Source organism: Streptomyces sp. NPDC001270 (assembly GCF_042896695.1).
GTDB lineage: Bacteria > Actinomycetota > Actinomycetes > Streptomycetales > Streptomycetaceae > Streptomyces.
The window spans coordinates 274491-300491 of the sequence record NZ_JBIAXM010000001.1 but is presented as its reverse complement, the minus strand read 5'-3'; the positions used below and the strand labels follow the sequence as shown (position 1 = coordinate 300491).

The 26001-nt window shown below is 70.8% G+C and carries 24 protein-coding genes; 10 read left to right on the top strand and 14 right to left on the bottom strand.

Annotation, left to right across the window (positions count from 1 at the left end; genetic code table 11):
• Positions 1-13: 13 nt before the first annotated feature.
• From ACFY2B_RS01475 to ACFY2B_RS01450, 6 genes are all read right to left on the bottom strand, one after another.
• Entirely contained in the window at positions 14-253 is a 240-nt protein-coding gene (locus tag ACFY2B_RS01475) for a hypothetical protein (RefSeq protein ID WP_390761092.1), read from the bottom strand.
• 403 nt (positions 254-656) lie between these two features.
• On the bottom strand, positions 657-1178 hold the full coding sequence (gene tsaE, locus ACFY2B_RS01470; protein WP_390761091.1) for a tRNA (adenosine(37)-N6)-threonylcarbamoyltransferase complex ATPase subunit type 1 TsaE: 522 nt from the start codon (positions 1176-1178) through the stop codon (positions 657-659).
• Positions 1144-2394, bottom strand: coding sequence for an alpha/beta fold hydrolase (locus tag ACFY2B_RS01465; protein WP_390761090.1), 1251 nt, complete (start codon positions 2392-2394; stop codon positions 1144-1146). Before ACFY2B_RS01465 ends, tsaE begins: the two co-directional genes overlap by 35 nt.
• A 164-nt stretch (positions 2395-2558) precedes the next feature.
• On the bottom strand, positions 2559-3725 hold the full coding sequence (gene alr, locus ACFY2B_RS01460; RefSeq protein WP_390761089.1) for an alanine racemase: 1167 nt from the start codon (positions 3723-3725) through the stop codon (positions 2559-2561).
• A 211-nt stretch (positions 3726-3936) separates the two neighbouring features.
• Positions 3937-5382: an NAD(P)H-hydrate dehydratase gene (locus tag ACFY2B_RS01455; RefSeq protein ID WP_390761088.1), complete on the bottom strand. Its 1446-nt coding sequence runs from the start codon at positions 5380-5382 to the stop codon at positions 3937-3939.
• Between the two features lie 190 nt (positions 5383-5572).
• Positions 5573-5944: a holo-ACP synthase gene (locus ACFY2B_RS01450; RefSeq protein WP_376537706.1), complete on the bottom strand. Its 372-nt coding sequence runs from the start codon at positions 5942-5944 to the stop codon at positions 5573-5575.
• A gap of 320 nt (positions 5945-6264) precedes the next feature.
• On the opposite strand from ACFY2B_RS01450, the gene ACFY2B_RS01445 reads away from it, so the two are divergent.
• Positions 6265-6960: a hypothetical protein gene (locus tag ACFY2B_RS01445; protein WP_390761087.1), complete on the top strand. Its 696-nt coding sequence runs from the start codon at positions 6265-6267 to the stop codon at positions 6958-6960.
• A gap of 126 nt (positions 6961-7086) precedes the next feature.
• Here the strand turns inward: ACFY2B_RS01445 and glmS are convergent, their stop codons facing one another.
• The gene (gene glmS, locus ACFY2B_RS01440) at positions 7087-8934 is read right to left on the bottom strand and encodes a glutamine--fructose-6-phosphate transaminase (isomerizing) (protein ID WP_390761086.1); all 1848 of its coding nucleotides are present in this window, start codon (positions 8932-8934) and stop codon (positions 7087-7089) included.
• Between the two features lie 261 nt (positions 8935-9195).
• On the opposite strand from glmS, the gene coaA reads away from it, so the two are divergent.
• A complete protein-coding gene (gene coaA, locus ACFY2B_RS01435; RefSeq protein WP_390761085.1) occupies positions 9196-10185 on the top strand; it encodes a type I pantothenate kinase in 990 nt (329 codons plus the stop codon).
• 16 nt (positions 10186-10201) lie between these two features.
• Positions 10202-11140, top strand: a complete 939-nt coding sequence (locus tag ACFY2B_RS01430) for a DUF389 domain-containing protein (protein WP_390761084.1) — start codon at positions 10202-10204, stop codon at positions 11138-11140.
• A gap of 53 nt (positions 11141-11193) precedes the next feature.
• Here the strand turns inward: ACFY2B_RS01430 and glmM are convergent, their stop codons facing one another.
• The 3 genes from glmM to rplM form a co-directional block, all read right to left on the bottom strand.
• Positions 11194-12552, bottom strand: coding sequence for a phosphoglucosamine mutase (gene glmM, locus ACFY2B_RS01425; protein WP_390761083.1), 1359 nt, complete (start codon positions 12550-12552; stop codon positions 11194-11196).
• A gap of 225 nt (positions 12553-12777) precedes the next feature.
• The gene (rpsI, locus tag ACFY2B_RS01420; RefSeq protein ID WP_376533019.1) at positions 12778-13290 is read right to left on the bottom strand and encodes a 30S ribosomal protein S9; all 513 of its coding nucleotides are present in this window, start codon (positions 13288-13290) and stop codon (positions 12778-12780) included.
• A gap of 42 nt (positions 13291-13332) precedes the next feature.
• Complete coding sequence (gene rplM / locus ACFY2B_RS01415; RefSeq protein ID WP_390761082.1) at positions 13333-13776, bottom strand: 50S ribosomal protein L13; 444 nt, start codon at positions 13774-13776, stop codon at positions 13333-13335.
• A 323-nt stretch (positions 13777-14099) separates the two neighbouring features.
• Between rplM and ACFY2B_RS01410 the strand changes: the two genes are divergently transcribed.
• The 7 genes from ACFY2B_RS01410 (at position 14100) to ACFY2B_RS01380 (ending at position 22731) form a co-directional block, all read left to right on the top strand.
• The gene (locus ACFY2B_RS01410) at positions 14100-14978 is read left to right on the top strand and encodes a hypothetical protein (protein ID WP_390761081.1); all 879 of its coding nucleotides are present in this window, start codon (positions 14100-14102) and stop codon (positions 14976-14978) included.
• Between the two features lie 7 nt (positions 14979-14985).
• Positions 14986-15123: a hypothetical protein gene (locus tag ACFY2B_RS01405; protein ID WP_390761080.1), complete on the top strand. Its 138-nt coding sequence runs from the start codon at positions 14986-14988 to the stop codon at positions 15121-15123.
• Between the two features lie 4 nt (positions 15124-15127).
• Entirely contained in the window at positions 15128-16477 is a 1350-nt protein-coding gene (locus tag ACFY2B_RS01400; protein ID WP_390761079.1) for a glycosyl hydrolase, read from the top strand.
• 311 nt (positions 16478-16788) lie between these two features.
• Positions 16789-18240, top strand: coding sequence for a glycosyltransferase family 2 protein (locus tag ACFY2B_RS01395; RefSeq protein WP_390761078.1), 1452 nt, complete (start codon positions 16789-16791; stop codon positions 18238-18240).
• A 21-nt stretch (positions 18241-18261) separates the two neighbouring features.
• Positions 18262-19494 carry a glycoside hydrolase family 113 gene (locus ACFY2B_RS01390; protein ID WP_390761077.1) on the top strand — a complete coding sequence of 411 codons (1233 nt, stop codon included), beginning with the start codon at positions 18262-18264 and terminating at the stop codon, positions 19492-19494.
• Positions 19495-19510: 16 nt separating this feature from the next.
• Positions 19511-20608, top strand: a complete 1098-nt coding sequence (locus ACFY2B_RS01385) for a sugar phosphate nucleotidyltransferase (RefSeq protein WP_390761076.1) — start codon at positions 19511-19513, stop codon at positions 20606-20608.
• A gap of 35 nt (positions 20609-20643) precedes the next feature.
• Entirely contained in the window at positions 20644-22731 is a 2088-nt protein-coding gene (locus ACFY2B_RS01380; RefSeq protein ID WP_390761075.1) for an acyltransferase family protein, read from the top strand.
• Here ACFY2B_RS01380 and truA read toward each other — a convergent pair.
• The 4 genes from truA to rpsK form a co-directional block, all read right to left on the bottom strand.
• Positions 22709-23575, bottom strand: coding sequence for a tRNA pseudouridine(38-40) synthase TruA (gene truA, locus ACFY2B_RS01375; protein ID WP_390761074.1), 867 nt, complete (start codon positions 23573-23575; stop codon positions 22709-22711). The two genes, ACFY2B_RS01380 and truA, sit on opposite strands and share 23 nt — an antisense overlap.
• Positions 23576-23701: 126 nt before the next feature.
• Positions 23702-24211: a 50S ribosomal protein L17 gene (rplQ, locus tag ACFY2B_RS01370; protein WP_376533023.1), complete on the bottom strand. Its 510-nt coding sequence runs from the start codon at positions 24209-24211 to the stop codon at positions 23702-23704.
• Between the two features lie 204 nt (positions 24212-24415).
• On the bottom strand, positions 24416-25438 hold the full coding sequence (locus ACFY2B_RS01365) for a DNA-directed RNA polymerase subunit alpha (protein ID WP_003966937.1): 1023 nt from the start codon (positions 25436-25438) through the stop codon (positions 24416-24418).
• A gap of 146 nt (positions 25439-25584) precedes the next feature.
• Positions 25585-25989 (bottom strand): 30S ribosomal protein S11, encoded by a 405-nt coding sequence (rpsK, locus tag ACFY2B_RS01360; RefSeq protein ID WP_003956432.1) that lies wholly within the window; start codon positions 25987-25989, stop codon positions 25585-25587.
• Positions 25990-26001: the final 12 nt, after the last annotated feature.

Sequence of the window (26001 nt, the reverse complement as noted above, 5' to 3'; positions counted from 1 at the left end):
GCGGGCAGACGGTTTACGCGGCTTCCCGGCGACCGCGCCCCTGCCCGTGCTTTTGCTCGCGTTCCTGCTCGCACCCTTGCCCGGACCCGGGCCGCTGCTCGGCGTCCCGTCCAGGAGTCGTCCGTTCCGGCGCGCGCGGCGGTGTGGAGATCACGTCCGCGGCCGCGCACGCCGCCAGCAGCTCGCGCATGGACACCCCGGCGATCCCGCGCGGCTGCGGCTGCGGCTCCGGGTTGCTCTCTGTGACCGGCATGGACGCCTCCTGATGTGCGGGGGCGAGGTAGTTAGGTACACCTAACTACGAACTGGATACCATGTGACCACGCGCAGGACACCGAGCGCAACATCTTGCCGACGTCTTGTCGGAACCTTCGCCGCGGACGGTCGGAACCTTCGGGGCGAACCGTCGGAGCCCACGGGGCGGAGCGGCACCCACGGGGCGTAGCGGGAAAACGCCCGCGCAGGTCCGCGGCGGGCCGCGGAACCGTCGCGGACCCAAGTCCGGGCCGGGCCCGGGAGCGGACCCACATCCGAGCCGGGCCCGGCATCCGTTCCGGCGCGAGCGCGCTCGGCCCGGTGTCCGGCCGTGATCGCGCTCGGCCCGGTGTCCTTGCCGCGTCGGCCGGCCGGCCCGTAGAACGCTCAGGCCGCGCCGCTCAGGCCGTGAGCACGCTCAGGCCGGCCCGCGCCCACCGGTCCCCCAGCCCCGTCAGCGTCACGTGCCGCACCTCGTCGGCGGTGTCCCCCACGGCCCGGTGGATGAGGATCCGCAACCGCTCGTCGGTCAGCTCCTCCACCTTGCCCTCGCCCCACTCCACCACGACCACCGAGTCGGACAGCGAGACGTCGAGGTCGAAGTCCTCCATCGTCTCCAGGCCGCCGGACAGCCGGTAGGCGTCGACGTGGACGAGCGGCGGGCCGTCGCCCAGCGCCGGGTGCACCCGGGCCATCACGAACGTCGGCGAGGTGACCGCCCCGCGCACCCCGAGGCCCTCGCCGAGCCCACGGGTGAGCGTCGTCTTGCCCGCGCCCAGCTCCCCGCTCAGGATCACGAGGTCGCCCGCGCGCAGCAGCTCGGCGAGCTTTCGCCCCAGCTCCCGCATCTGGTCGGGGGAGCTGACGGTGATCTCGACGATCTGCGGCTCAGCCGGGTCGGGCGGCGCTGCTGGTGCTTCCATAGCCACTTACGGTAGCCCCTGCCGGCACGGCACCCGCGCGGGTGAGCAGGTCGGCGAGCCGGTCGGTCACCAGTTCCGGGTGCTCCAGCATGACGAGGTGCCCGGCGTCCGGCACCAGCACCAGCTCCGCGTCGGGCAGCAGGCCCGCGATGGCCTCGCTGTGCTCGCTGGGCGTGATCAGATCCTGGACCCCGGCGAGCACGAGCACGGGCATGTCCTTGAAGTGGACGAGCGCGCCGGTCTTGTCGTGGTCGGTGAAGGCGGGATAGAACTCGGCGACCACGTCGATCGGCGTGGACTCGATCATCCGCTCGGCGAACCGCTCGATCGCCGGGTCGACGTCCCGGGACGCGAACGAGTACCGCTTGATGATCCCGGCGAACAGGTCGGCCGTCGCCCGGCGCCCCTTCTCCACCAGCGCCGCCTGCTGCCCGAGCGCCTTCAGCACCCCGGGCAGCACCCGGCGCACCACGGTGACGCCGGCCGACGGCAGTCCGAAGCTCACCTCGGCGAGCCGCCCGGAGGACGTACCGACCAGGGCGGTGGCGACCACCCGGTCGCGGATCAGCTCCGGGTACTGGGCGGCCAGCGCCATCATCGTCATGCCGCCCATGGAGTGGCCGACGAGCACTATCGACCCCTCCGGCACGGCCGCGTCTATGACGGCCTTCAGATCGCGGCCCAACTGGTCGATGGTGAGCGGTACGTCGTCCTGGTGCTGGGCCACGCCCCGCCCGGACCGCCCGTGACTGCGCTGGTCCCAGTGGACGGTCCGGACGACGCCGCGCAGGGCCGCCCGCTGGAAGTGCCAGGAGTCCTGGTTGAGGCAGTAGCCGTGGCTGAAGACGACGGTGACCGGAGCGGGCGCCTTGCGGCCGAACAGCCGGCGCCGTCGCGGCGCCGGACCGCCCTCGGGTTCGACGTCGTCGACCTCGTAGTACAGCTCGGTGCCGTCGTCGGCGTACGCCTTGCCCGGGGTGCCGCGCAGCGCGCCGTACGGGCCCGCCGAGTCCAGCGCCAGCCGCGCCCTGCGGCGCATCCCGCGTCCCACGGTCATCCGCTCGACCGCGACGCCGGCCGCCGCGCCCGCGGCGAGCACGCCTATCGCGGCGCCGGCGATGCCGGTCGCCCTGCGCCAGCTGGCGGCGTCCCCCACGACGGAGGCGACGGCCGCCGCGGCGGCGCCCGTGACGGCCTCCGCTCTGCTCTCGCTCACGTACCGCTCTCCTTCGCCGGTGGTGTTCGCGGGTGGGTGGTGCGGGCGCCCGTACCGCCCGCCGGTACGGGTGGTGGCCGGACCCGGCCGCACCGGTGCAGGTTCACCGGAACGGGTGCACCCGGGTCCGGACCCCTGCGCGGTTCAGCCGCTCCCCCGTCCTGTTACCCGTCCCGGCCCTCGTTCACGTAGACGCGGGGGACCCGGGTTCCGATCCGGGTGACGATCTCGTACGCGATGGTGCCGGCCGCCTGCGCCCAGTCCTCGGCCGTCGGCTCGCCGCGGTCGCCCGGCCCGAACAGGACCGCCTCGGTGCCGGTCCCGGGCTCGTCGCCGCCGAGGTCCACCACGAACTGGTCCATCGCGACCCGCCCGGCGACGGTCCGCCACTTGCCGCCGACCAGGACCGGGCCGCTCCCGGAGGCGTGCCGCGGGATGCCGTCCGCGTAGCCGACCGGCACCAGGCCGAGGGTCGTCCCGCCCGGGGTGACGTAGCGGTGGCCGTAACTGATGCCGTGCCCGCCCGGTACGTGCTTGACCAGCGCCAGCGACGCCGACAGCGTCATCACCGGGCGCAGCCCGAAGTCGGCCGGGGTGCCGATCTGCGGTCCGGGCGAGATGCCGTAGACGGCGATGCCGGTGCGCACCAGGTCGAAGTGGGCCTCGGGGAGGGTGAGCGTGGCCGGCGAGTTGGCCATGTGCCGTACCTCGGGGCGTACGCCCTGTTCCTCGGCGTACGCCGTCATCTCCCGGAAGCGGTCGAGCTGGGCGGCGATGGACGGATGGCCCGGCTCGTCGGCACAGGCGAAGTGCGACCACAGCCCGGTGATCCGGAGCAGTCCGTCCGCCTCGGCGCGCAGGGCGGCAGCGACGAGTTCGGGCCAGTCGCCGGGCTGGCAGCCGTTGCGTCCGAGTCCGGTGTCGGCCTTGAGCTGCACCCGCGCGGGCACGCCCGCCGCCCGGGCCGCCGCGGTGACCTCTCGCAGCGCCCACATCCCGCTGACCGACACGTCGACGTCGGCCTCGATCGCCTCCCGCCAGGGGCCGCCCGGCGTCCACAGCCAGCACAGGACGCGCCCCGGCAGCCCGGCCGCGCGCAGCGCGAGGGCCTCCTCGGGGGTGGCCGTGCCGAGCCAGGTCGCCCCCGCGTCGAGGGCCGCCCGTGCGCACGGCACCGCGCCGTGGCCGTACGCGTCGGACTTCACGACGGCCATCAGGGCGGCGCCCGGCGCGAGGGCGCGCAGGGCCCGCACATTGGCTCGCAGGGCGGCCAGGTCGATCTCGGCGCGGGCGCGGAGGGGCGCCGTCGGCGCGGGTGCTGTGTCTGTCATGGCGTCCCCAGTGTCTCAGAGGCAACCGGTGGCATCGGGGCGCACGCCCCGCGCGCGCCCCTCGTCACACGCCGCACGCACCACCACGCGCCCCGGACCACACCTCGGTCCCACGGCCGCGCGCCCCACCACACCTCGGCCCCGCCTCCGCGCCCACGCATCCACCCCGGCCCGTCGAACCACCCCATCTTCCTGCCAGGTCTCCTCCCGCCTACCAGCCTTCCTCCCGCACATCACGCCAAGCCTCCGGAATCGCCGCCGCCACGTCGTGCGCGCCCGCCGGCGCCCCGTCCGCCGCGAAGCGCCCCGCCAGCCCGTGCAGATACGCCGCCACACTGCCCGCGTCCCGCGCGGACAGCCCCGACGCCAGCAGGGACCCGGCGAGTCCGGACAGCACGTCCCCGCTGCCCGCGGTGGCCAGCCACGCCGTCCCGGTCGCGTTGACCCGCACGGTCCCGCCGTCCGGGTCGGCGACCAGCGTGGTCGAACCCTTGAGCAGGACGGTGGCGCCGTACCGCGCGGCCAGTTCCCGCACCGCGGGCAGCCGCGCCCCCTCGACCTCCTCGCGGTCCACGCCCAGCAGCGCGGCCGCCTCCCCGGCGTGCGGGGTCAGCAGGGTCGGCGCCGTACGGGCCCGTACGGCGTCCCGGTCGGCCAGCCGCAGCCCGTCCGCGTCGATGAGCACCGGCACCTCCTCCCCGACCACCTCGGCCACGGTCCCGGCGTCGTCCCCGGCGCCCGGCCCGGTCACCCATGCCTGTACCCGCCCCGCCTTGTGCGGGCCCCGGTCGGACACGAGGGTCTCCGGGAAGCGGGCGATCACGGCGTCCCCGGCCGGTCCGACGTACCGCACCGCACCGGCACCGCCGCGCAGCGCCCCGGACACGGCGAGCACGGCGGCCCCCGGATACCGCGCCGACCCGGCCGCGATCCCGACCACTCCGCGCCGGTACTTGTCGCTCTCCGCGCCGGGCAGCGGCAGCAACCGGGCGGCATCGGCGTGTTGCAGCGCCTCCAGGCCGGGCTCGGCGGGCAACCGCGGCCCGAGCCCGATGTCGATGAGACGGACGACGCCCGCGTGCTCCCGCGCCGGATCGATCAGCAGCGCGGGCTTGTGCGTCCCGAAGGTCACGGTGAGGTCGGCGCGGACGGCGGCGCCCAGCACCTGGCCGGTGTCCGCCTCGACGCCGCTCGGCAGATCGACGGCGACGACCGCGGCCCGGGACCGCTCGGCGGCGGCGGCCAGGGCCGCGGCCTCGGGCCGCAGGCCGCCCTTGCCACCGATCCCGACGATGCCGTCGACGACGAGGTCGGCGCGCGCGATGGCCGCCTGTGCGCCACCCGGCGCGGCGACGGTGCCACCGGCCCGGCGCACCGCGGCGAGTCCGCCGGGATGGGTACGGTCGGGCGCGAGCAGCACGGCCGTCACCCCCGCGCCCCGCCGCGCGAGGCGCGCCCCCGCGTACAGGGCGTCACCTCCGTTGTCCCCGCTGCCCACCAGCAGCACGACCCGGCTGCCGTAGACACGCCCGAGCAACTCGGCACAGGCGGCCGCCAGTCCGGCGGCGGCACGCTGCATGAGCGCCCCCGCCGACAACCGCGCCATGAGGTCCCGCTCGGCGGCCCGCACCGTCTCCACGCTGTACGCAGTACGCATGGCTTCGAGTCTGCCCCGGATGCCCCCACGCCCGCACCCGCGGGTACGCAACACCGCGCCGCACCACGGCCGCCGCCCCAACGCCCACGGCCCGCCACGGCCGTCACCCGCAACGCCCACCGCTTACGCCCACCACCCGCAGCCGCGGTCGTCCCACCCCCGTCGCCTCGCCTCGGTCACCCCGCCGCGGTCACCCCTCCGCAATCACCACCGCGGAGGCCACCCCGGCGTCATGGCTCAGCGACACGTGCCAGGAGGTCACCCCGAGTTCCGCGGCCCGCGCCGCGACCGTACCGGTGACCCGCAGCCGGGGCTGCCCGCTGTCCTCGACGAACACCTCGGCGTCCGTCCAGAGCAGGCCGGGCGGCGCACCGAGCGCCTTGGCCAGTGCCTCCTTGGCCGCGAAGCGGACGGCGAGCGAGGCCGCCCCGCGGCGCTCCCCGCTGGGCAGCAGCAACTCGCTTTCCCGGAAGAGGCGTCCGACCAGTCCGGGCGTCCGCCTCAGCGACGCCTCGAACCGGTCGATCTCGGCCACGTCGATACCGACCCCGATGATGCTCATGCGGAGCACCCTACGGCGCTCCGCACCCACCGCCCCCGCCGCCGCGGTGCGCCTTCCCACCCCATCGCCCACCAGGAGTTGAAACGTTTTTCCGCTACTCGAAAGAGTGAACGTCCTCCGATCTCCCCGAACGACCGGTCATCACCTCACCAAGCTGGCGTCCATGGTCACATCAACACACGAGACCTCACATCGGATTTTTCAGGATCATCCGGAGGTCCTCGGTCAGATCGGTCGAGGCCCAGACCAAGAAGGCTCCCGACAAGGGAGTCAACTGGGCCTACTACGTCAGCTATTTGCACGCGAAGTACCAACTGCCCGTGCTGCTGGTAGCCGTCTGTCGCAACCGGTCGACCGCCGCCTGGGCGAAGGGGCCCTTCGAGTGCCGGGTCGGTCCCTGGGAAACCCAGGTGACCCGTCCCTTCGTCCTGGGACCGGACACCGTTCCGCGGATCACCGACGAGTCGGACGTGGCAAGGCAGCCGGCGTTGGCAACGCTCAGTGCCATCGTGCACAGCGAAAGCGAGCACATCGAAGCCATACTGGAACTGCTGGCCCGCGGAATGCGGTCGTTCGACAAGTCCACCGCCCTGTACTGGTCCGAATTGCTGGAAGTCGGCTTGGAGAACACTCCGGCCCGCGCGTTGTGGAGGGAACTGGAAAAGATGGTCGTCACATTTTTCCCCGGCAGGGGCACGGTCTTCGAAGAGGCGTACCTGGACGGCCAGGCCAAGGGGTACGCCGCCGGCGTGGCCGAAGGCAAAGCCGCTGCCATGGCCGAAGGCAAAGCCGAAAGCGTTCTGCGGATCCTGGAAGTACGCGGGCTCTCCGTCTCGGACGACGTACGCGAACGCATCTCCGCCTGCACCGACCTCGCCCGTCTCGACGACTGGCTGGACCGCTCCGGCACGGTCGAGCGCGCGGAGGAGCTGTTCGACGGCGACCCGCACGGCGCGGGGAGCCAGGAGAGCAAGGAAGACCAGGAGACCCGGTCGGAGACTCCCGTCTCGGAATGACCCGATCGCCCCGGCCGGAGCACCGCAGCCCGCCCCGGCCGGGGTAGTCGTCGTACCCGTCGGTGCCCTTGAGGGCCCCCGGGCCCCAGGGCCCTCAAGGCACCCACCCCGCTATTCCACCGTCACCTATTCCACCGTCACCGACTTGGCCAGGTTTCGCGGCTGGTCCACCTCGTTGCCGCGGGCCGTGGCCAGTTCGCAGGCGAAGACCTGGAGCGGGACAGTCGCCACCATCGGCTGGAGCAGAGCCGGTGTCACCGGGATGCGGATCAGATGGTCGGCGTACGGGACCACCGCCTCGTCGCCCTCCTCCGCGATCACGATCGTCCGCGCGCCCCTCGCCCGGATCTCCTGGATGTTGGACACGATCTTTCCGTGCAGCATCGACCGCGCACCCGGCGACGGCACGACCACCACCACCGGCACGTCCTCTTCGACCAGCGCGATCGGCCCGTGCTTCAACTCCCCCGCCGCGAAGCCCTCGGCGTGCATGTACGCCAGTTCCTTCAGCTTCAGCGCGCCCTCCAGCGCCACCGGATACCCCACGTGCCGCCCCAGGAAGAGCACCGTGTCCTTCGAGGCGAGCGTGCGCGCCAGCGCCCGTACCGGTTCCATCGTCTCCAGGACCCTCTCGACCGCCCCGGCGATCCGCGACAGGTCCCGGATGACCGCCCCGATCTCGTCGCCCCACGTGGTGCCCCGCACCTGCCCCAGATACAGCGCGACCAGGTAGCACGCCACCAACTGCGTCAGGAACGCCTTGGTCGAGGCGACCGCGACCTCCGGTCCGGCGTGGGTGTACAGCACCGCGTCCGACTCGCGGGGGATCGTCGAACCATTGGTGTTGCAGATCGCCAGCACCTTGGACCCCTGCTCACGGGCGTGCCGCACCGCCATCAGGGTGTCCATCGTCTCCCCGGACTGGGAGATGGCGACCACCAGCGTCCGGTGACCGAGGATCGGATCCCGGTAGCGGAACTCGCTGGCCAGCTCCACCTCGCACGGAATCCGCGCCCAGTGCTCGATGGCGTACTTGGCGATCAGACCCGCGTGGAACGCCGTACCGCACGCGACGATGACGACCTTGTCCACCTCACGCAGCTCACCCGCGCCGGTCCGGACCTCGTCCAGACTCAGCGAGCCGGCCGCGTCGATGCGGCCGAGCAGCGTATCGGCGACCGCCTTCGGCTGCTCGGCGATCTCCTTGAGCATGAAGTAGTCATAGCCCCCCTTTTCCGCGGCCGACGCGTCCCAGTCCACGTGATACGACCGGACCTCCGCCGGACGGCCGTCGAAGCCCGTCACCGTGACGCCGTCCCGGCGCAGCTCCACCACCTGGTCCTGACCCAGCTCGATCGCCGACCGCGTGTGGGCGATGAACGCGGCGACGTCCGACGCGAGAAAGGACTCACCCTCTCCAACGCCCACCACCAGCGGTGAGTTCCGCCGCGCGCCGACGACCACGTCCGGATCGTCCGCGTGCACCGCGACCAGCGTGAACGCACCCGCCAGCCGCCCGCACACCAGCCGCATCGCCTCCGCGAGATCGGCGGTCGCGGAGAACTCCTCGGCCAGCAGGTGCGCGACCACCTCCGTGTCGGTCTCGGACGCGAGGTCGTGGCCCCGCTCCGCCAGCTCCGCGCGCAGCAGGGCGAAGTTCTCGATGATCCCGTTGTGCACGACCGCGACCCGCCCCGCGTTGTCCAGGTGCGGATGGGCGTTCGTGTCCGTGGGCGCCCCGTGCGTGGCCCACCGGGTGTGTCCGATGCCCGCGGTCCCGGCCGGCAGCGGCCGTTCGACCAGTTCCTTCTCCAGGTTGACCAGCTTTCCGGCCTTCTTCGCGGCGGCGAGTCCACCGTCCGCGGGCACGGCGACACCGGCCGAGTCGTACCCCCGGTACTCCAGCCGCTTCAACCCGGCCATGACGACATCAAGCGCCGATTGCGCCCCCACGTATCCCACGATTCCGCACATGGGGCGCAGCCTACGGGCCGAAACCCGCACAAAACCGGCACAGCGTGCCCGAAATCGGAAATTCCCACCGTCGTACGACCGCCGGACCACCGACACACGCCCGCGCCGTGACCGCCACCGCCACCGCCACCGCCACCCCATCCAGCCGTCTCACCACGCCCGCCCCACGGACACCGCCCCGCCTCACCACCGCCCCGCCCGGCGGACGGTACGTGACCCACCCCACCCCGCGTTCCGTTCAAACTCCGTTAACAATGGACTGTGATCTCTCCGGTCTCCGCGATTCCCCGGAGCGCCCACCGGCACCGGCCGGAGGCGACTCCCTACGTCGACCTCACCCGTACCGAGTGGAGCGCGCTGCGCGACAAGACGCCGCTGCCGCTCACCGCCGAGGAGGTGGAGAAGCTGCGCGGCCTCGGCGACGTCATCGACCTCGACGAGGTACGCGACATCTACCTCCCGCTGTCCCGGCTGCTCAACCTGTACGTCCGCGCGTCGGACGGACTCAGGAGCGCCCTGAACACCTTCCTGGGCGAACAGGGCTCCCAGTCCGGCACGCCGTTCGTCATAGGCATCGCCGGATCCGTGGCCGTGGGCAAGTCCACCGTCGCCCGCCTCCTCCAGGCCCTGCTGTCCCGCTGGCCCGAACACCCGCGGGTCGAACTGGTCACGACGGACGGCTTCCTGCTCCCCACCAGGGAGTTGGAGGCGCGCGGCCTGATGTCCCGCAAGGGCTTCCCCGAGTCGTACGACCGCCGGGCCCTCACCCGTTTCGTCGCCGACATCAAAGCGGGCAAGGACGAGGTCACGGCCCCCGTCTACTCCCACCTCATCTACGACATCGTCCCCGGCGAACGGCTCACGGTCCGCCGCCCGGACATCCTCGTCGTCGAGGGCCTGAACGTCCTCCAGCCGGCCCTGCCCGGCACGGACGGCCGCACCCGGGTCGGCCTCGCCGACTACTTCGACTTCAGCGTGTACGTCGACGCGAGCACCGAGGACATCGAACGCTGGTACCTGAGCCGCTTCCGCAAACTGCGCGCGACCGCCTTCCAGGACCCGTCCTCGTACTTCCGCAAGTACACACAGGTGTCCGAGGAGGAGGCCCTCGACTACGCCAGTACGCTCTGGCGGACCATCAACAGGCCCAATCTGGAGGAGAACATCGTCCCCACCCGCGGCCGGGCGACCCTCGTCCTCCGCAAGGGCCCGGATCACAAGGTCCAACGGCTACGGCTGCGCAAGGTGTGACCGCTACCCTTCCGCCATGCTCCACCTCCGGCTGATCACCCCGCCCGATACGACCGACGACGTGCTCCGGCTCATCGAGCGGACGGCCGGCACCGCGCACCTCGTGGTGCTGCCCGGCGCCGCGCGCAACCCCGTCGGGGACGTCGTCCTGTGCGACGTGGCCCGCGAGGCGGGCGACGAACTCGTGGCCGAGCTGCGGGCGTCGGGCCTCGACGAGACCGGGTCCATCGCCGTCGAGAACATCGACCTGTCCCTGTCCCGGCGGGCCGACAAGGCGGAGGAGGAGGCGCCGGGCGAGGGCGCGGACGCGGTGCTGTGGGAGCAGCTCACCGAGGCGACGCACGAGGAGTCGACGCTCACCGTCACCTACGTCGCCTTCCTGGCCATCGCCACCATGCTCGCCGCCTGCGGTGTGATGCTGGACAACGCGATCCTGATCGTCGGCGCGATGGCCGTCGGCCCGGAGTTCGGGCCGCTCGCGGGGATATCGACGGCGCTGGTCCAGCGGGCGCCGCGGTTGGTGTGGCGGTCGCTGTGGGCGCTGCTCGCCGGGTTCGCCGTCGCGATGGTGCTGACGGTCGGCTTCAGCCGGCTGCTGGATGTGCTCGGGCTGTTCGACAGATCGATGGTGGAGGCGGCCCGGCCGAACACCTCGTTCATCTGGAAACCGGACGCGATGTCCCTCGTCGTGGCGTTCCTCGCCGGCGTCGCCGGCACCCTGTCCCTCACGTCCGCCAAGTCGGGCGCGCTGATCGGCGTGGCGATCTCCGTGACCACGGTCCCGGCGGCCGCGAACGCCGCGGTGGCCTTCAGCTACTCCGACTACTCGCAGACCTGGGGATCCACCTGGCAGCTGCTGGCCAACCTGGGCGGCATCGTCCTCGCGGGCACCCTCACGCTGCTCGCCCAGAAACTCTTCTGGCGCAGACGACGACACCGCCGGACGGCGGGCTGAGCACGGCGCGGGGCGGTCGACCTGCGGCTGCCCGCCACGACCGCCCCGCCCACCTACCCCAGCGCCGACTTCACCGCGTCGGCCAGCCGGCCGGCCACGGTCCGGGCCTGTTCGATGTCCGCCGCCTCGACCATCACCCGCACCAGCGGCTCGGTGCCCGAGGGACGCAGCAGTACCCGCCCGGTGGACCCCAGTTCCCGTTCCGCCTCGGCGACCGCGGCGGCCAGGTCGGCGGAGGTCCGCACCCGGGACTTGTCCACGTCCCGCACGTTGATCAGGACCTGGGGCAGCCGCTCCATGACCGCCGCGAGGTCCCGCAGCGTACGGCCGGTCTCAGCGACCCGCGCGGCCAGCAGCAGCCCGGTCAGCGTGCCATCGCCGGTGGTGGCGTGGTCGAGGATGATGACGTGCCCGGACTGCTCGCCGCCGAGGGCGTAGCCGTGTCCCTTCATCTCCTCCAGGACGTAGCGGTCGCCGACCGCGGTCTGCACGAGGTGGATGCCCTCACGCTCCATCGCCAGCTTGAAGCCCAGATTCGACATCACGGTCGCGACGACGGTGTCGGAGCGCAGCGCGGAACGCTCCCGCATCGCCAGCGCGAGCACGGACAGGATCTGGTCGCCGTCGACCTCTTCGCCGGTGTGGTCCACGGCCAGACAGCGGTCGGCGTCGCCGTCGTGCGCGATGCCGAGGTCGGCGCCGTGCGCGACGACCGCGGCCTTCAGCTGGTCCAGGTGGGTGGAGCCGCACCCCTCGTTGATGTTGAGCCCGTCGGGCTCGGCGCCGATGGTGACGATCTGCGCCCCGGCCCGCGAGAACGCCTCGGGCGACACCGCGGCGGCGGCGCCGTGCGCCTCGTCGAGGACGATCTTCAGCCCGTCGAGCCGGTTCGGCAGCGCGCCGAGCAGGTGGGTGACGTACTGGTCGAACCCCTCGTCGTAGGTCCGCACCCGCCCCACGCCGGCGCCGGTGGGCCGGTCCCAGGGAGCACCCGTGCGATGGTCCTCGTAGACGCCCTCGATCCGGTCCTCCAGCTCGTCGGCCAGTTTGTGGCCGCCGCGGGCGAAGAACTTGACACCGTTGTCCGGCATCGGGTTATGGCTTGCGGAGAGCATGACACCCAGATCGGCTCCGAGGGCGCCGGTCAGAAAGGCGACCGCGGGCGTCGGCAGCACGCCGACCCGCAGCACGTCCACCCCCGCGCTCGCCAGTCCCGCGACGACCGCGGCCTCCAGGAACTCCCCGGACGCACGCGGATCCCGCCCGACCACTGCCGTCGGCTTGTGGCCCTCGAAGGTGCCCGCCTCGGCCAGTACGTGCGCCGCGGCGACGGAGAGGCCGAGCGCCATCTCGGCCGTCAGATCCGCGCCTGCGACACCGCGCACGCCGTCCGTACCGAAGAGTCGTCCCACTTGTCCTCCTGAGGAAACGTCAGTTACGGAAGCCGCGGAGGCATGCGATGGTTCGATGCCCGTTCGGTCGGCTCCGCATCCCAGGCGCCGCGCACCTGGACATCCGATCACACAAGCCTTTGAGCGTCTTGTGCCGTTATACGCCTTTGGATCGCGATAGACGAACGCCCCGGTGGCACTGTGGCGTGCCGCCGGGGCGTTCGGAGTACGTGCAGGCAGCTGTGCTTAGCGCTTGCTGTACTGCGGAGCCTTGCGGGCCTTCTTCAGACCGGCCTTCTTGCGCTCGACCGCACGGTCGTCACGACGCAGGAAGCCGGCCTTCTTCAGCGGGCCGCGGTTGTTGTCGACGTCCGCCTCGTTCAGCGCACGGGCGACACCGAGACGCAGCGCACCGGCCTGGCCGGAGACACCGCCACCCGCGATACGGGCGACCACGTCGTAACGGCCGTCCAGCTCCAGAACCTTGAACGGCTCGTTGACTTCCTGCTGGTGCACCTTGTTGGGGAAGTAGTCCTCAAGGGTGCGGCCGTTGATCTTCCACTTGCCGGAGCCCGGAACGATCCGGACCCGGGCGATGGCGTTCTTGCGGCGGCCCAGGCCGGCGGCCGGCTGCGGCTCGCCGAAGCGGGAGGCCATGGACTCCGAGGTGTACTCGCCCTCGACGGGGACCTCGGACTCGGTGGTGTAGCTGTCGATGTCAAGCTCTTCGAGCGGCTGCTCGGCAGTGGTCTCGGCCACGATTCTCCTCAGATTCTCTTCAGTCTTAGGGGGTGGCCGGACTTACTGCGCGACCTGGGTGATCTCGAACGGCACCGGCTGCTGAGCGGCGTGCGGGTGCTGGTCACCCTTGTAGACCTTCAGCTTCGTGAGCATCTGACGGCCCAGGGAGTTCTTGGGGAGCATGCCCTTGACGGCCTTCTCGATGGCCTTCTCCGGGTGCTTGTCGAGCAGCTCGTCGTAACGGACCGAGCGCAGACCGCCCGGGTAGCCGGAGTGGCGGTACGCCATCTTCTGGGTCCGCTTGTTGCCGGAGAGGTGCACCTTGTCCGCGTTGATGATGATGACGAAGTCACCAGCGTCGACGTGGGGGGCGTAGATCGGCTTGTGCTTACCCCGGAGGAGGGTGGCGGCGGTCGTGGCCAGACGGCCCAGGACGACGTCCTGAGCGTCGATGACGTGCCACTGGCGCGTCACATCGCCGGGCTTGGGGCTGTACGTACGCACGGTTCGTAGCCTTCGCTTCTCAGTGAATGGTCCTGACAAGGTCACCGAAGACGATCACGACAGCCCTGACCGCACTGCGGTGACGCAAACCGCATGCTGGTCGCTGGTCATCGGCCTGGTGGACCGGTGTAAGGGCCCGTCCCGTGAGAATGAGCAAGCCAATACACAACGAAGAAGCAGGATACCGGGGTGCCTCGTACGGGTCAAAACGAGTGGCCTCCGACACTCGGCACCGCAGGATGCTCCACCCTGCACCGATAGGTCCACTATGGCCCGTCGTAGCGACCCGCCGGGCCGCCCGGTCCCCGTCTAGGATGCGCCCCATGAGTTATGGGCAGGGGGGACCCCAGTCCGGTTGGGATCCCTGGAAACCGCATTCTCAGCAGGGCGGGAACAGCGACAGCGGCCAGACCCCGGACTGGGCCGCGCTGGCGGAGGCATCGGAGGCCCGGAACAAGCGGCGCAGGCTGCTGTTCATCGGGGGTGGCGCGCTCGCCACTGTGGCAGTCGGCACGGCCGTCGCCCTCGCCGTGGTCTCCGCGGGCGGCAGCGACGACACCGCGGGCGGGCCCTCCGACCTGCCGGCCAGCGCCTCCCTGCCGAGCGGTTCCGACGCGGCGGTGCCGTCCTTCGCGCCCACCACCGCACCGCCGCCGCTGGACCCGAAGGACTTCATATCCAGCGCGCGGAAGGACACCGCGCCCCTCAGCATCGCGACCCTCTTCCCGGGCGCCCAGCTGACCACGGGCGGGACCGTCTACCGCAAGGGCGCCACCGCCGACACCGCGGACTGCACCTCGGCGGCCGGCGGCACCCTCCCCAAGGTCCTCACCGCGAACCAGTGCACCCGCCTGCTGCGCGTCACCTACACGAAGGACGACATCGCGGTCACCGTCGGTGTCGCCGTCTTCGAGACCGAGGCCCAGGCCGGCCGGGCCAAGAGCCAGGCCGACACGAAGAGCATCGTGAAGTCCCTCACGGGCAACGGCGTCAAGACCTTCTGCGACGCGGCGATCTGCCGCTCGACGACCAACTCCTACGGCCGTTACGCCTACTTCACGATCACCGGCTTCACCGACGGCAAGGACGTGACGACCAAGGACACCCAGGTCTTCACCACCGGGGACGACCTGGCGGCGTTCGCGTTCGGCCAGATCCGCCGCCGGGGCGAGGCCCAGGCGTCGGCGGCCGCCCACGAGTGACACGCGGGTGACCGGCGAGAACCCGGGCAGCAGCGAGCGCGCCCACACCGCAACCGGCACGATCACGTCCGGCCGGCGCCGGGACGCCGGGCGAACCGAGAGCGACGCCCCGACCGTGGCGCGGATCGTCGCGGACCGGACGTGACGCCGTGGAAAGGCGAGCGCGGGTCAGGCTGATGGGGGCCGGCGCCGGGGCGGCCGTGCTGGCCGCGCTGGGTGTGTGGGCCGGGCCCCGGGAGCGGGCGCCGAGGGCCGCCCGGCCCGTCCCCATCGATCTGCGCGAGCGGGACCCCTCGGCGACGCCTGCCGCCCGCCGGGTGTACGCGCTGCTGGCCGGCCTGGAGAACGACGCGCGCCGCGGCCGGCCGAGCCGCACCGTGATCGGCCAGCACGTGGAGCTCCAGAACGAGCGGTACAACACGGAGTACGGCGACTACCGGGGCACCAAGCAGCCGGGCTACTACTACCGCAAGGCCCGGGACATCACGGGACGGCTGCCCGGCTTCGTGGAACTGGACCTGGGTCCCGGCTACGGCCGGCCCGGCTGGGCGGTGGGCGAAGCCCGTTCCTACTCCGCGGCCTGGCCGTCCTGCCGCCCCATGTGGGGGTACGTGGAGGATGCCGTGGACCTCGCCGTCGGGGTGTGGGCGGGCCTGCCCCGGGCGGCCGACGGTTCGTACCGGCCCTCCGGCACGCACACGGAGTGCGCCTCCGGCGCCGAGGTCGCCCTGCCGCACGTCGAGGGCTCCCGGGCGGGCCTGGTCGGCTTCTCGTTCCACCAGCCCTACCCGGGCAGCCCCGTCAAGGGGTTCCCGCAGACGCTGCACCGCAACTCCCCCGGGGCCAAGGACTCCGGCTGGTTCGGCCGGGTGGTCACCGAGGGCAGTCGCGAGCACCAGGACCTGCTGCACGACCTCGCCTTCCTCGCGGACCACCTGGGTTACCTGGCCGGCCGCGGGGTGCCGGTGCTGCTGCGGCCGTACCACGAGATGAACGCGTCACGGCGGGGCGGTTTCTGGTGGGCGGGGCAGGATCCGGCCGCGTTCCGCAGGCTGTGGCGGCTGACGTACGACTATCTCGTGGAGCGGCGCGGCCTGCACAACCTGATCTTCGTCTGGGCGCCGAACTCCTGGGACGGGACGTACGGGCACGAGCCCCGCGCGTACTACCCGGGCGGCGGCTACGTCGACGTCGTCGGCGTGGACGACTACAGCGGCACCCCGGCCGACCCCTTCGGCGACGGCGCCTGGACCGAGGTCTGGTATCGCGGGCTGGAGGCGTACCGCAGGCCGCGGATCGTCGCCGAGTCCTTCCACGTGCCGCTCAACGCGGCGCAGCCCCGGACCCTGTCGCGTACGCCATGGGTGCTGTGGACGGTGTGGGGCCAGGCCCTGACGTACGACAACGTCTCCGCTCCCCGGCAGCAGAACACCACGGCGGATGTGCGGCGGACCTACGGTTCACCGCGGGTGATCACCGGCGATTCCGGGTTCGGGTGACGGACGCCGGGCGGGGGCGGACCCGCCGGAGAGAAGTCGACACCGCTGCTTCAACAGTGAACTTTTGATGTCACCTTTATTACGGGCATTCCTCAAGTCCCGCATATATGCAACACTCGCTCTCCTGTTCGGTCAGCGGCTCCGGAGCCTGGGGGGGTATCTGAGGCCCCGCTGACCGAAGCGCCAGAAAAGGCGTTGAGGGGGATGGAACCCGGAACAATCCAGTCGTTGCGGTGTGCCCATGCCTGCCGTGGCGGAGATCCGTCAATGCCTCAACGCATCACCGATCTCACGGGAGTTCCGCAGCAGTCATGGCATCGACAGTCGTCGACGGGGGTGTGCCGCATTCCCGGCACAACGCGAAACTGGCACAACGCACGGCCGGCTGGAAGCCAGGCATCCTGCCGTTCCTGATTCCGCTGGTGGGCCTGCTCTGTTTCAGCCTCTGGTCGTACACCCCCAGCCACTCACCACTGGCCTGGCTGGTCACCATCGCCTGGGCCCTCCCGGTGCCCGGGGTCCTCGTGTCGGTCCAGGGCTTCGTGCTGATCCGCCGCAGGCTCCGCAAGGCACATCTGATGACTCCGCCCGCCCCGGTCGAGCAGGACTCCCTGATCGTCCTCGTCCCCACCATCGGGCGGCACGACACGTATCCGGCCCTGGAACGGTCGGTCCTCTCGTACGTGGAACACCTGCCCACGTGGTTCCCGTACCTGCGCGTGGACGTGCTCACCGAAGAGGGCTGCGAGGCCGCCGACCGCATCGCCGACCTGGCCGCGAGCAGCCCGCTGATCCGCGTGGTTACCGTCCCGAAGAGCTACGAGACCAGGAACGGCACCCGCTTCAAGGCCCGGGCCAACAACTACGCCCACGAACTGCGCATCGAGGAGGGCGAGGCCCTCGACCACGTGTGGGTGCTGCACATGGACGACGACACCGGTGTCGGCCCGGACACCGCCGCCTCACTGGCCCAGTTCGTCAACCGCCAGCGCCGGGCCTCCGCCGACGAGGTCAAGCACATGGCGCAGGGCATCCTGACCTACCCGCGCGAGAACGCGGTGAGCCTGCTCACCTGGTTCGCCGACGCCATCCGTCCGGCGGACGACATCGCGCGGTTCCGCGCCTTCACCGGACTCGGCACGCCGGCCGCCGGCGTGCACGGTGAACTCCTCGTCATCCGCGCCTCCATCGAGGCCGAGATCGGCTGGGACTTCGGCCCCAAGGAGATCGTCGAGGACGCCCGGCTGGCCCTGACCTTCTGCCGCCTCTACCCGGGGCGCAGCGACTGGTTCAACGGCCGCTGCTACGGCGCGTCGCCCGCCAACGTCAAGGACTTCGTCAAGCAGCGCGAGCGCTGGGCCTGGGGCCTGGTCGCCCTCTGCTTCAACCGTGAGGTGCCGCTGCGCTACCGCTGGTTCCTGACCATCTGCGTGACCAGCTGGATCCTGGGACCGCTCCAGCACGTCGGCACCGTGCTGTTCGTGGCCTGGTTCATCGGTGACACGAACACCTCGCCCGTGACCCAGTCGGTCGTCCTGCTGTGGTCGATCAGCTTCGCGTACGTGATCTGGGCGTACTGGGAAGGGCTGCGGCTGAACGCGATCGCCTCGGCTAACGGCCGGCGCAAGTGGTGGGAGCCCCTCGCGGTCCTCGTCCTGCTGCCCTACTTCTCCCTCATCGAAGGCGCCGGCGGCATCAAGGGCCTGTGGAAGTTCATCCGCCGCGAGGAGAACAACTTCGTCGTCATCGCCAAGCCCGCCTGACCCGGAAGAGACCGACAGCTCATGAAGCGCGCCCGCTTGCCCCTGCTCGCCGTGCTGCCCGCCACCGTCATCTCCTTCGTGGTCGCGGTCCCCTTCGTCGCGGGTGACCATCCGCTGCGCTGGGAGTCCGGCTCCCTCCTGCCCGAGCTGGTCCTCAAGGGCGGGGACGGCCCGCGGTCCGGCGACACCCCCGGCTCGGACCACGACGGCACCACCGGCCCCTCGCCCGCCAGGACCGAACAGGTCGCCAGGGTGGACAAGGAGTGGAAGAAGGGGATGCCGCAATGGGGCATCCAGATCTACTGGGAGGACGACCCCCGGCACTCCCCGGAGTACATCGAGAAGCAGGCCCGGCTGCAAGCCGACTACCTGGTCGGCCTGCACGCCAACTCCGTCAGCCTGTCCTTCCCGTTCTTCACCGGCGACCGCACGTCCACGAAGATCAGCGCCGGTGACAGGACGCCCACCGCGAAACGGCTCGGCGAGGTGCTGCGGATCTTCCACGAGGCCGGACTGCGCACCACCGTCCGGCCCCTCATGGACGAGGACTCCCTGGAGGCGGAGGACGGCTGGCGCGGCAACGTCAAGCCCGCCGACCGCGACGCCTGGTTCGCCGCCTACCAGCGGTTCCTCACCCCGTACCTGAAGGCCGCGAACGCCGAGAAGGCCACCACCTTCGTCATCGGGACCGAGCTGAACTCGTTGGAGGGCGACTCGCGCTGGAACCGTCTGGTGGACGACGCCGAGCGGCTGTTCGACGGCGAGGTCTCCTACGACGCCAACTGGGACAACTACGTCCACGGCCCGATCTCCATGCCGGTCAGTCACCTCGGCGTCGACGCCTACTTCCCGGTCAAGGTCGCCGACGACGCCACGATCGGCGCCCTGGTCGACGGCTGGAACGCCTGGCTGGACAAGAAGTCCACCGGCGATCTGCCCAAGATCACCATCGCGGAGGCCGGCATCGGCGCGATGGACGGGGCCTACCACGCCCCCGGCGACTTCTACAACAAGCGGCCCCTCAACCCGACGGTGCAGGCCAACTGGTACACGGCCGTCTGCAAGGTGGTCCAGGAACGCCGGATGTCCGGCGTCTACTGGTGGTCGATCTACTTCGACGACGACCCGAACACCAAACCCGACGACAAGGTTGCCTCCCGGCTCGACTTCGCGGGACGGCCCCTCTCCGAGAAGGCCATCACGTCCTGTTTCACCTCGGACTACGCAGGCCCCGGGACCGACACCGCAAGCTGACCGAGCGGAGGCAGTCATGCAAGAAGCCATCATCCTGGTGGGCGGCAAGGGAACCCGCCTGCGCCCCCTGACGAACCACACCCCGAAGCCGCTGCTCGACGTCGCCGGCTCGTCCTTCATCCGGCACCAGGTGGCCAAGCTCATGGCCGCGGGCGTCGACCACGTGGTGTTCGCCACCTCGTACCTGGCCGGCCTCTTCGAGGAGGAGTTCCGGAACTTCACCCGGGACCTGGAGATCTCCTACGCCGTCGAGGAGGTCCCGCTCGGCACGGGCGGAGCGATCCGCAACGCCGCCCGTCTGCTGCACGGTCCCGCGCAGGCCCCGGTCCTCGTCCTCAACGGCGACATCCTGTCCGGCGTCGACCTGCGCACGATCCTGGCACGGCACGAGGCACGGCGCGCGGACGTGACCCTGCACCTCACCCGTGTCCCCGACCCCCGTGCCTTCGGGCTGGTCCCCACCGACGGGGCCGACCGGGTGCTGTCCTTCCTGGAGAAGCCGAAGACCGCCGAGGAGTGCGTCACCGACCAGATCAACGCCGGCTGCTACGTCTTCCGCAAGTCCGTCCTGGACACCATTCCCGCGGACCGTGCGGTCTCCGTCGAGCAGGAGACCTTCCCACGGCTCGTCGCCGAAGGGCGCCGCGTGTTCGGCCACACCACCGACGACTACTGGCGGGACCTCGGCACTCCCCTCGCCTTCGTCCACGGCTCCGCCGACCTGGTCACCGGCCGTGCCGCCTCACCCCTCGTGGCCGGGCCCGCCGAGGCGCTGGTCCATCCCACCGCCCGGGTCGACCCGACCGCCCGGGTCACCGGCGGCGCGACGATCGGCCCGCACGCCGTGATCGGCCCGCGCGTGATCGTCGACGGTTCCATCATCGGCGGGAACGTCACCCTCGCCGAGGGCGCCCAGGTCCACCGTTCCGTGGTGGACCACGACTCCTCGATCGGGACCGAATCGATTCTTCGCGAGGCGGTGGTGGGCTGTCACTCGCACGTCGGTGCACAGAACGAACTGCCCGCCCAGCTAAGGCTGTCGTGCGGCATCCGCATTCCCGCCCAGGGCGTACGGGTCAGCGGTACCGCTGCCGCCTGCCCGACGGTCCACTGAAATCGCCGGCCCGACCGAACAGTTACCGGAGCATCGTGACCAGCCATCGTTCCACGGCCGTGCGTACGAGACGCCCGCACCAGCACTCACCGGCCCCGCAGCAGACCGCCACCGACACCGACACCGGACGCCTGCGCAAGTACCGGCCGGACATCCAGGGCCTGCGTGCCGTAGCCATCATGATGGTGGTCAGCATGCACTGCGGCATCCTCGACATCCACGGCGGTGTGGACGTCAGCTTCGTGCTCAGCGGCTTCCTCATCGGCGGCCAGACCCTCGCCGAGATCGACAAGACCGGCAAGGTGTCCCTCAGCAAGTTCTGGGCACGCCGCTTCCGGCGGCTCGCCCCGGGCATGTCCGTCGTCATCCTCGCCACCGCGGTCCTGGCCTGGGTCTACGCCAGCCCGCTCAGATTCCGCGACACCATGAAGGACGGCCTCGCCTCCTCGCTGAGCGTCATGAACTGGCGGCTCGTCGAAACCGGCACCGACTACTTCGCCAACGACGGAACGCAATCCCCGTACCAGCACTTCTGGTCGCTGGGCATCGAGGAGCAGTTCTACGTCGCGGCCCCGATCGCCCTGTTCGTCATCGTCTGGCTCAGCCGCGCGGTCTTCCGCAACCGCGTCCTGGTGGGACTGTTCCTCGCGGCGGTGGTGGGCGGGTCGCTGTACCTGTCCGTGACGCAGACCAGATCGAACCAGCCGCTCGCCTACTTCGGCACCCAGACCCGCATCTGGGAACTCAGCTTCGGCATCCTGCTCGCCCTCGGCGCCCCGCTCCTGTCCCGCATGAACCGCGGGTTCGCGGCGGCCCTGTCCTGGCTGGGACTCGTCACCGCCGTCGGCACCGCACTCCTGATCACGGCGGAGACTCCGCTGCCGGGCTACGCGGTGGGCGGCCCGGTGCTCGGCGCTTCCATGATCATCGCCGGTGGGTGTGCGGCCCCCCGCTTCGGCGCGGAGTGGCTGCTGCACAACCCGGTGCTCAACTCCGTCGCGAACGTCAGCTACGGCTGGTACCTGTGGCACTGGCCGATCCTCATCCTCTGGCCGGACATCACCGGACACGACCTCTCCTACTCGGACCGTTTCCGCGTCGCGTCCCTGTCGCTGATCCTGGCCTACGCCATGTTCTTCGTGTTCGAGTCCCGGTTCAGGAACAACCCCCAGCTGGTGGCCCGCCCCTGGAAGGGCATCTTCGTCGGCACCACCGCCGTCACCACGACGGCCGCGGCCGCCGCCGTCGCCATGACCGTTCTCCCGCTCCACCTCTCGGGCTCCACCGTGACCGCCAGTTCGGACACCCTCGGATACAGCGGTGCGGACTCGGTGCGCACATCCGTGGGCCAGAAACAGCTCTCCGGGGTAGCTCAGGGCGCCCTGGAGAAGTCTCCCGACGACAAGACCCATTTCGGCTGCATCGACGACATCAAGATCAAGGAATTCGTCATGCGCGACAACTGCGTCATCGGAGACCCCGCGGGGAAGCGCACGATCGTCGTCATCGGCGACTCCCACGCCTGGCAGTGGGGCGACGCCTTCAACGAGATCGGCAAGAAGCTCGACGCCAAGGTCGTGACGATGGCCAAGGGCGGCTGCTCCCCCGAGGCGTACGCCATCAAGAACCCCGAGCTGAACCGCGAGTACTCCGAGTGCGACAGCTGGCGTGAATCGGCGTTCAAGCAGCTCAAGCGGCTCAGACCCGCAGTCGTGGTCGTCACCAACCGCATCCGTCAGGAGGCCACCGAAGCCGGTGCCGAGGAGGCGTTCCAGGCCGTCGAGGACTCCGGCGCCAAGATCGTCTACATGACGGACACCCCCCAGCCCGGCAAGAACGTCCCGGACTGCCTCGCCACCCACCTGGACGACATCTCCGCCTGCAACCCGGGCCAGGACGCGGCCATCGAGTTCCCGGACTTCCGGGCCATGGAGCAGAAGGTGGCCGAACGCCACGGTGCCGTGATCATCGACACGCTGCCCGCGTTCTGCGCGGACAAGGTGTGCCCGACCGTGATCGCCGACCAGGTCGTCTACTTCGACTCCAGCCACATCACGGCCGGCTACGCGAAGACGCTGGTGCCGTTCCTCCGGCCGACCCTCAAGAAGGCCCTGACCGGCTGATCCCCACCGGGCCGCGTACCCGCCGCGCCTGCCGCTGCCGCTCCACCAACTGGTCGTCCGCCGGGTAGGCGACCTCCTCCAGGGTCAGCCCGTGCGGTCGTACGACATGCACGGCGCTGTCCCGCACCCCCGCGTCCAGCACCTTCCGCGGCCACTCCACCCCCCGGTGCCCGTCCCCCACGAACAGCAGGGCACCGACCATGGAACGCACCTGGTTGTGGCAGAAGGCATCGGCCCTGACCTCGATCTCGACGATGCCGTCGCCCCGCCGGCGCACCCCGAAGCCGAGGATCTCGCGGATCGTCGTCGCCCCCTCGCGCTTCTTGGCGTACGCCGCGAAGTCGTGCTCCCCGACCAGGGACCGGGCGGCGGCGTCCATCGCGGCGACGTCCAGCTCCCAGTCGTGCCACAGCACGTGGTCGCGCAGCAGCGGGTCCACTCCCCCGGGCCGGTCGCCGACCCGGTAGACGTACCGCCGCCACAGCGCCGCGAACCGCGCGTCGAAGCCGGGGGCCGCCTCCGTGAGCGCCCACACCCGCACGTCCTTGGCCAACCGCCCGGCCAGCCGCTTCAGCAGCTTCTCCCGGTGCTCCGCCCACAGCCCCGCGGGCAGGTCCACGTGCGCCACCTGACCGCGGGCGTGCACGCCCGCGTCCGTGCGCCCGGCCACCGTCAGCTCGTACGTCGTGCCCCCGGACCGCGTGACGGTTCGCAGGGCGTCCTCGATCTCCCCCTGCACGGTCCGTCTGCCGCCGGCCTGCTTCGCCCAGCCGTGGAAGCCCGTGCCGTCGTACGACAGGTCGAGCCGGACCCGGACGAAACCAGGCTCACCTTCGCCACTCACCCCTGGATCCTCTCAAGTACGTGAAAGCGGGCCCGCCCCGGAAAAGGGACGGGCCCGCTCATGCGCCCCGAAAGGGCGCGGGAACTGCGCGAGCAACCACGACGGTGCTCCGGTCGAAGGACGGCCTTACGCCTCCTTCGACTCCTCCGCCTCCGGCTGAGCGTCCTCGACGGCCTCGTCGGACTTGGCCTCGACGGCCTCGTCCTTCTTGAGGGCGTCTTCCTTGACCGCACGCTTGGTGGCGGCCTCGGCCTCACCGGTCGCCTGCTGCGCGACGGTCAGTGCCTCGACCAGCTCGATGACGGCCATGGGCGCGTTGTCGCCACGACGGTTACCGATCTTGGTGATGCGCGTGTAACCGCCGGGACGGTTCTCGTAGCGCGGGCCGATCTCGGTGAACAGCGTGTGGACGATGCCCTTGTCCGTGATGACCTGGAGCACCTGGCGACGGTTGTGCAGGTCGCCCTTCTTCGCCTTGGTGACCAGACGCTCGGCGTACGGCCGCAGCCGACGGGCCTTCGCCTCGGTGGTGGTGATACGGCCGTGCTCGAACAGCTGCTTCGCGAGGTTCGCGAGGAGCAGCTTCTCGTGCGCGGCGCTGCCGCCCAGACGGGCACCCTTGGTGGGCTTCGGCATGGTTCTTCTCCTGTGGTGTCTGCCCCGGCCGTGTCAGGTACCGGGGTCAGTATCCGAGCGGGCGGTTGCCCGTCGGAGATCCGGGGCGTCCCCGAAGGGGCGCCCCGGAAGGGGCGCGGGCGGTGTCACTGTGTGACTCCGTCGCGTGGGCGCGATCAAGCGCAGCGCACCCGCACCCGAGTACGGACCGGAAGGCCCGAACTCTCAGTACTGCTCGGTCTCCACGAAACCGGCGTCGGCGTCGTCGTCCGCGCCGAACGCGTCCGCGGCGGCGGTCGGGTCGAATCCGGGCGGGCTGTCCTTGAGCGCCAGACCCATCCCGGCCAGCTTTGCCTTGACCTCGTCGATCGACTTCGCACCGAAGTTGCGGATGTCGAGGAGGTCCGCCTCGGAGCGCGCGACCAGCTCACCCACGGAGTGGATGCCCTCACGCTTGAGGCAGTTGTACGACCGAACGGTGAGCTCCAGCTCCTCGATCGGCAGGGCGAGGTCCGCGGCCAGGGCGGCGTCCGTCGGGGACGGGCCCATGTCGATGCCCTCGGCGTCGATGTTCAGCTCACGGGCCAGACCGAACAGCTCGACCAGGGTCTTGCCGGCCGACGCCATGGCGTCACGGGGACGCATGGCCTGCTTGGTCTCGACGTCGACGATCAGCTTGTCGAAGTCGGTGCGCTGCTCGACACGGGTGGCCTCGACCTTGTACGTGACCTTGAGCACGGGGCTGTAGATCGAGTCGACCGGGATACGGCCGATCTCCTGGCCCACCTGCTTGTTCTGCACGGCGGAGACATAGCCGCGACCGCGCTCGACGGTCAGCTCCATCTCCAGCTTGCCCTTGCCGTTGAGCGTGGCGAGGACCAGGTCGGGGTTGTGCACCTCGACACCGGCCGGGGGCGCGATGTCGGCGGCGGTGACCAGACCCGGGCCCTGCTTGCGCAGGTACATCACGACCGGCTCGTCGTGCTCCGAGGAGACGACCAGCTGCTTGATGTTGAGGATCAGGTCGGTGACGTCCTCCTTGACGCCCGGCACGGTGGTGAACTCGTGCAGGACGCCGTCGATGCGGATGCTGGTGACAGCGGCACCGGGGATCGACGACAGGAGGGTGCGGCGGAGGGAGTTGCCGAGGGTGTAGCCGAAGCCCGGCTCCAGCGGCTCGATCACGAACCGGGAGCGGAACTCGTCGACGACCTCTTCGGTCAACGAGGGACGCTGAGCGATCAGCATGTGTGGATCAGATCCTTCTTTCGTGGACGCCCGCTATTTGACGCCCGACGGATCCGTGCCGCTCGCGCGGCACGGGGTACTGCAAGGGTACGGGCGGTACGACCCGAAGGGGAGGTACCGCCCGGAACCACAGCCCGCGCGACGCGTCAGACGCGGCGGCGCTTGGGCGGACGGCAGCCGTTGTGCGGGGTCGGGGTGACGTCCTGGATGGAGCCGACCTCAAGACCCGTGGCCTGAAGGGAGCGGATCGCGGTCTCGCGGCCGGAACCCGGGCCCTTCACGAACACGTCGACCTTGCGCATGCCGTGCTCCTGGGCGCGGCGGGCGGCCGACTCGGCGGCCATCTGCGCGGCGAACGGCGTGGACTTCCGGGAGCCCTTGAAGCCGACGTGGCCGGCGGAGGCCCAGGAGATCACGTTGCCGGACGGGTCCGTGATCGAGACGATCGTGTTGTTGAACGTGCTCTTGATGTGCGCGTGGCCGTGAGCGACGTTCTTCTTTTCCTTGCGGCGCACCTTCTTGGCAGCGCCCTGACGACCCTTGGGGGGCATCTACTAACTCCT

Excerpts from the sequence above, each read along its gene's own strand:
- ACFY2B_RS01475 (WP_390761092.1), bottom strand. The coding sequence starts at position 253 with ATGCCGGTCACAGAGAGCAACCCGGAGCCGCAGCCGCAGCCGCGCGGG.
- tsaE (WP_390761091.1), bottom strand. The coding sequence starts at position 1,178 with ATGGAAGCACCAGCAGCGCCGCCCGACCCGGCTGAGCCGCAGATCGTC.
- alr (WP_390761089.1), bottom strand. The coding sequence starts at position 3,725 with ATGACAGACACAGCACCCGCGCCGACGGCGCCCCTCCGCGCCCGCGCC.
- ACFY2B_RS01455 (WP_390761088.1), bottom strand. The coding sequence starts at position 5,382 with ATGCGTACTGCGTACAGCGTGGAGACGGTGCGGGCCGCCGAGCGGGAC.
- ACFY2B_RS01450 (WP_376537706.1), bottom strand. The coding sequence starts at position 5,944 with ATGAGCATCATCGGGGTCGGTATCGACGTGGCCGAGATCGACCGGTTC.
- glmS (WP_390761086.1), bottom strand. The coding sequence starts at position 8,934 with ATGTGCGGAATCGTGGGATACGTGGGGGCGCAATCGGCGCTTGATGTC.
- ACFY2B_RS01430 (WP_390761084.1), top strand. The coding sequence starts at position 10,202 with ATGCTCCACCTCCGGCTGATCACCCCGCCCGATACGACCGACGACGTG.
- ACFY2B_RS01410 (WP_390761081.1), top strand. The coding sequence starts at position 14,100 with ATGAGTTATGGGCAGGGGGGACCCCAGTCCGGTTGGGATCCCTGGAAA.
- ACFY2B_RS01395 (WP_390761078.1), top strand. The coding sequence starts at position 16,789 with ATGGCATCGACAGTCGTCGACGGGGGTGTGCCGCATTCCCGGCACAAC.
- ACFY2B_RS01390 (WP_390761077.1), top strand. The coding sequence starts at position 18,262 with ATGAAGCGCGCCCGCTTGCCCCTGCTCGCCGTGCTGCCCGCCACCGTC.
- ACFY2B_RS01385 (WP_390761076.1), top strand. The coding sequence starts at position 19,511 with ATGCAAGAAGCCATCATCCTGGTGGGCGGCAAGGGAACCCGCCTGCGC.
- rplQ (WP_376533023.1), bottom strand. The coding sequence starts at position 24,211 with ATGCCGAAGCCCACCAAGGGTGCCCGTCTGGGCGGCAGCGCCGCGCAC.
- ACFY2B_RS01365 (WP_003966937.1), bottom strand. The coding sequence starts at position 25,438 with ATGCTGATCGCTCAGCGTCCCTCGTTGACCGAAGAGGTCGTCGACGAG.
- rpsK (WP_003956432.1), bottom strand. The coding sequence starts at position 25,989 with ATGCCCCCCAAGGGTCGTCAGGGCGCTGCCAAGAAGGTGCGCCGCAAG.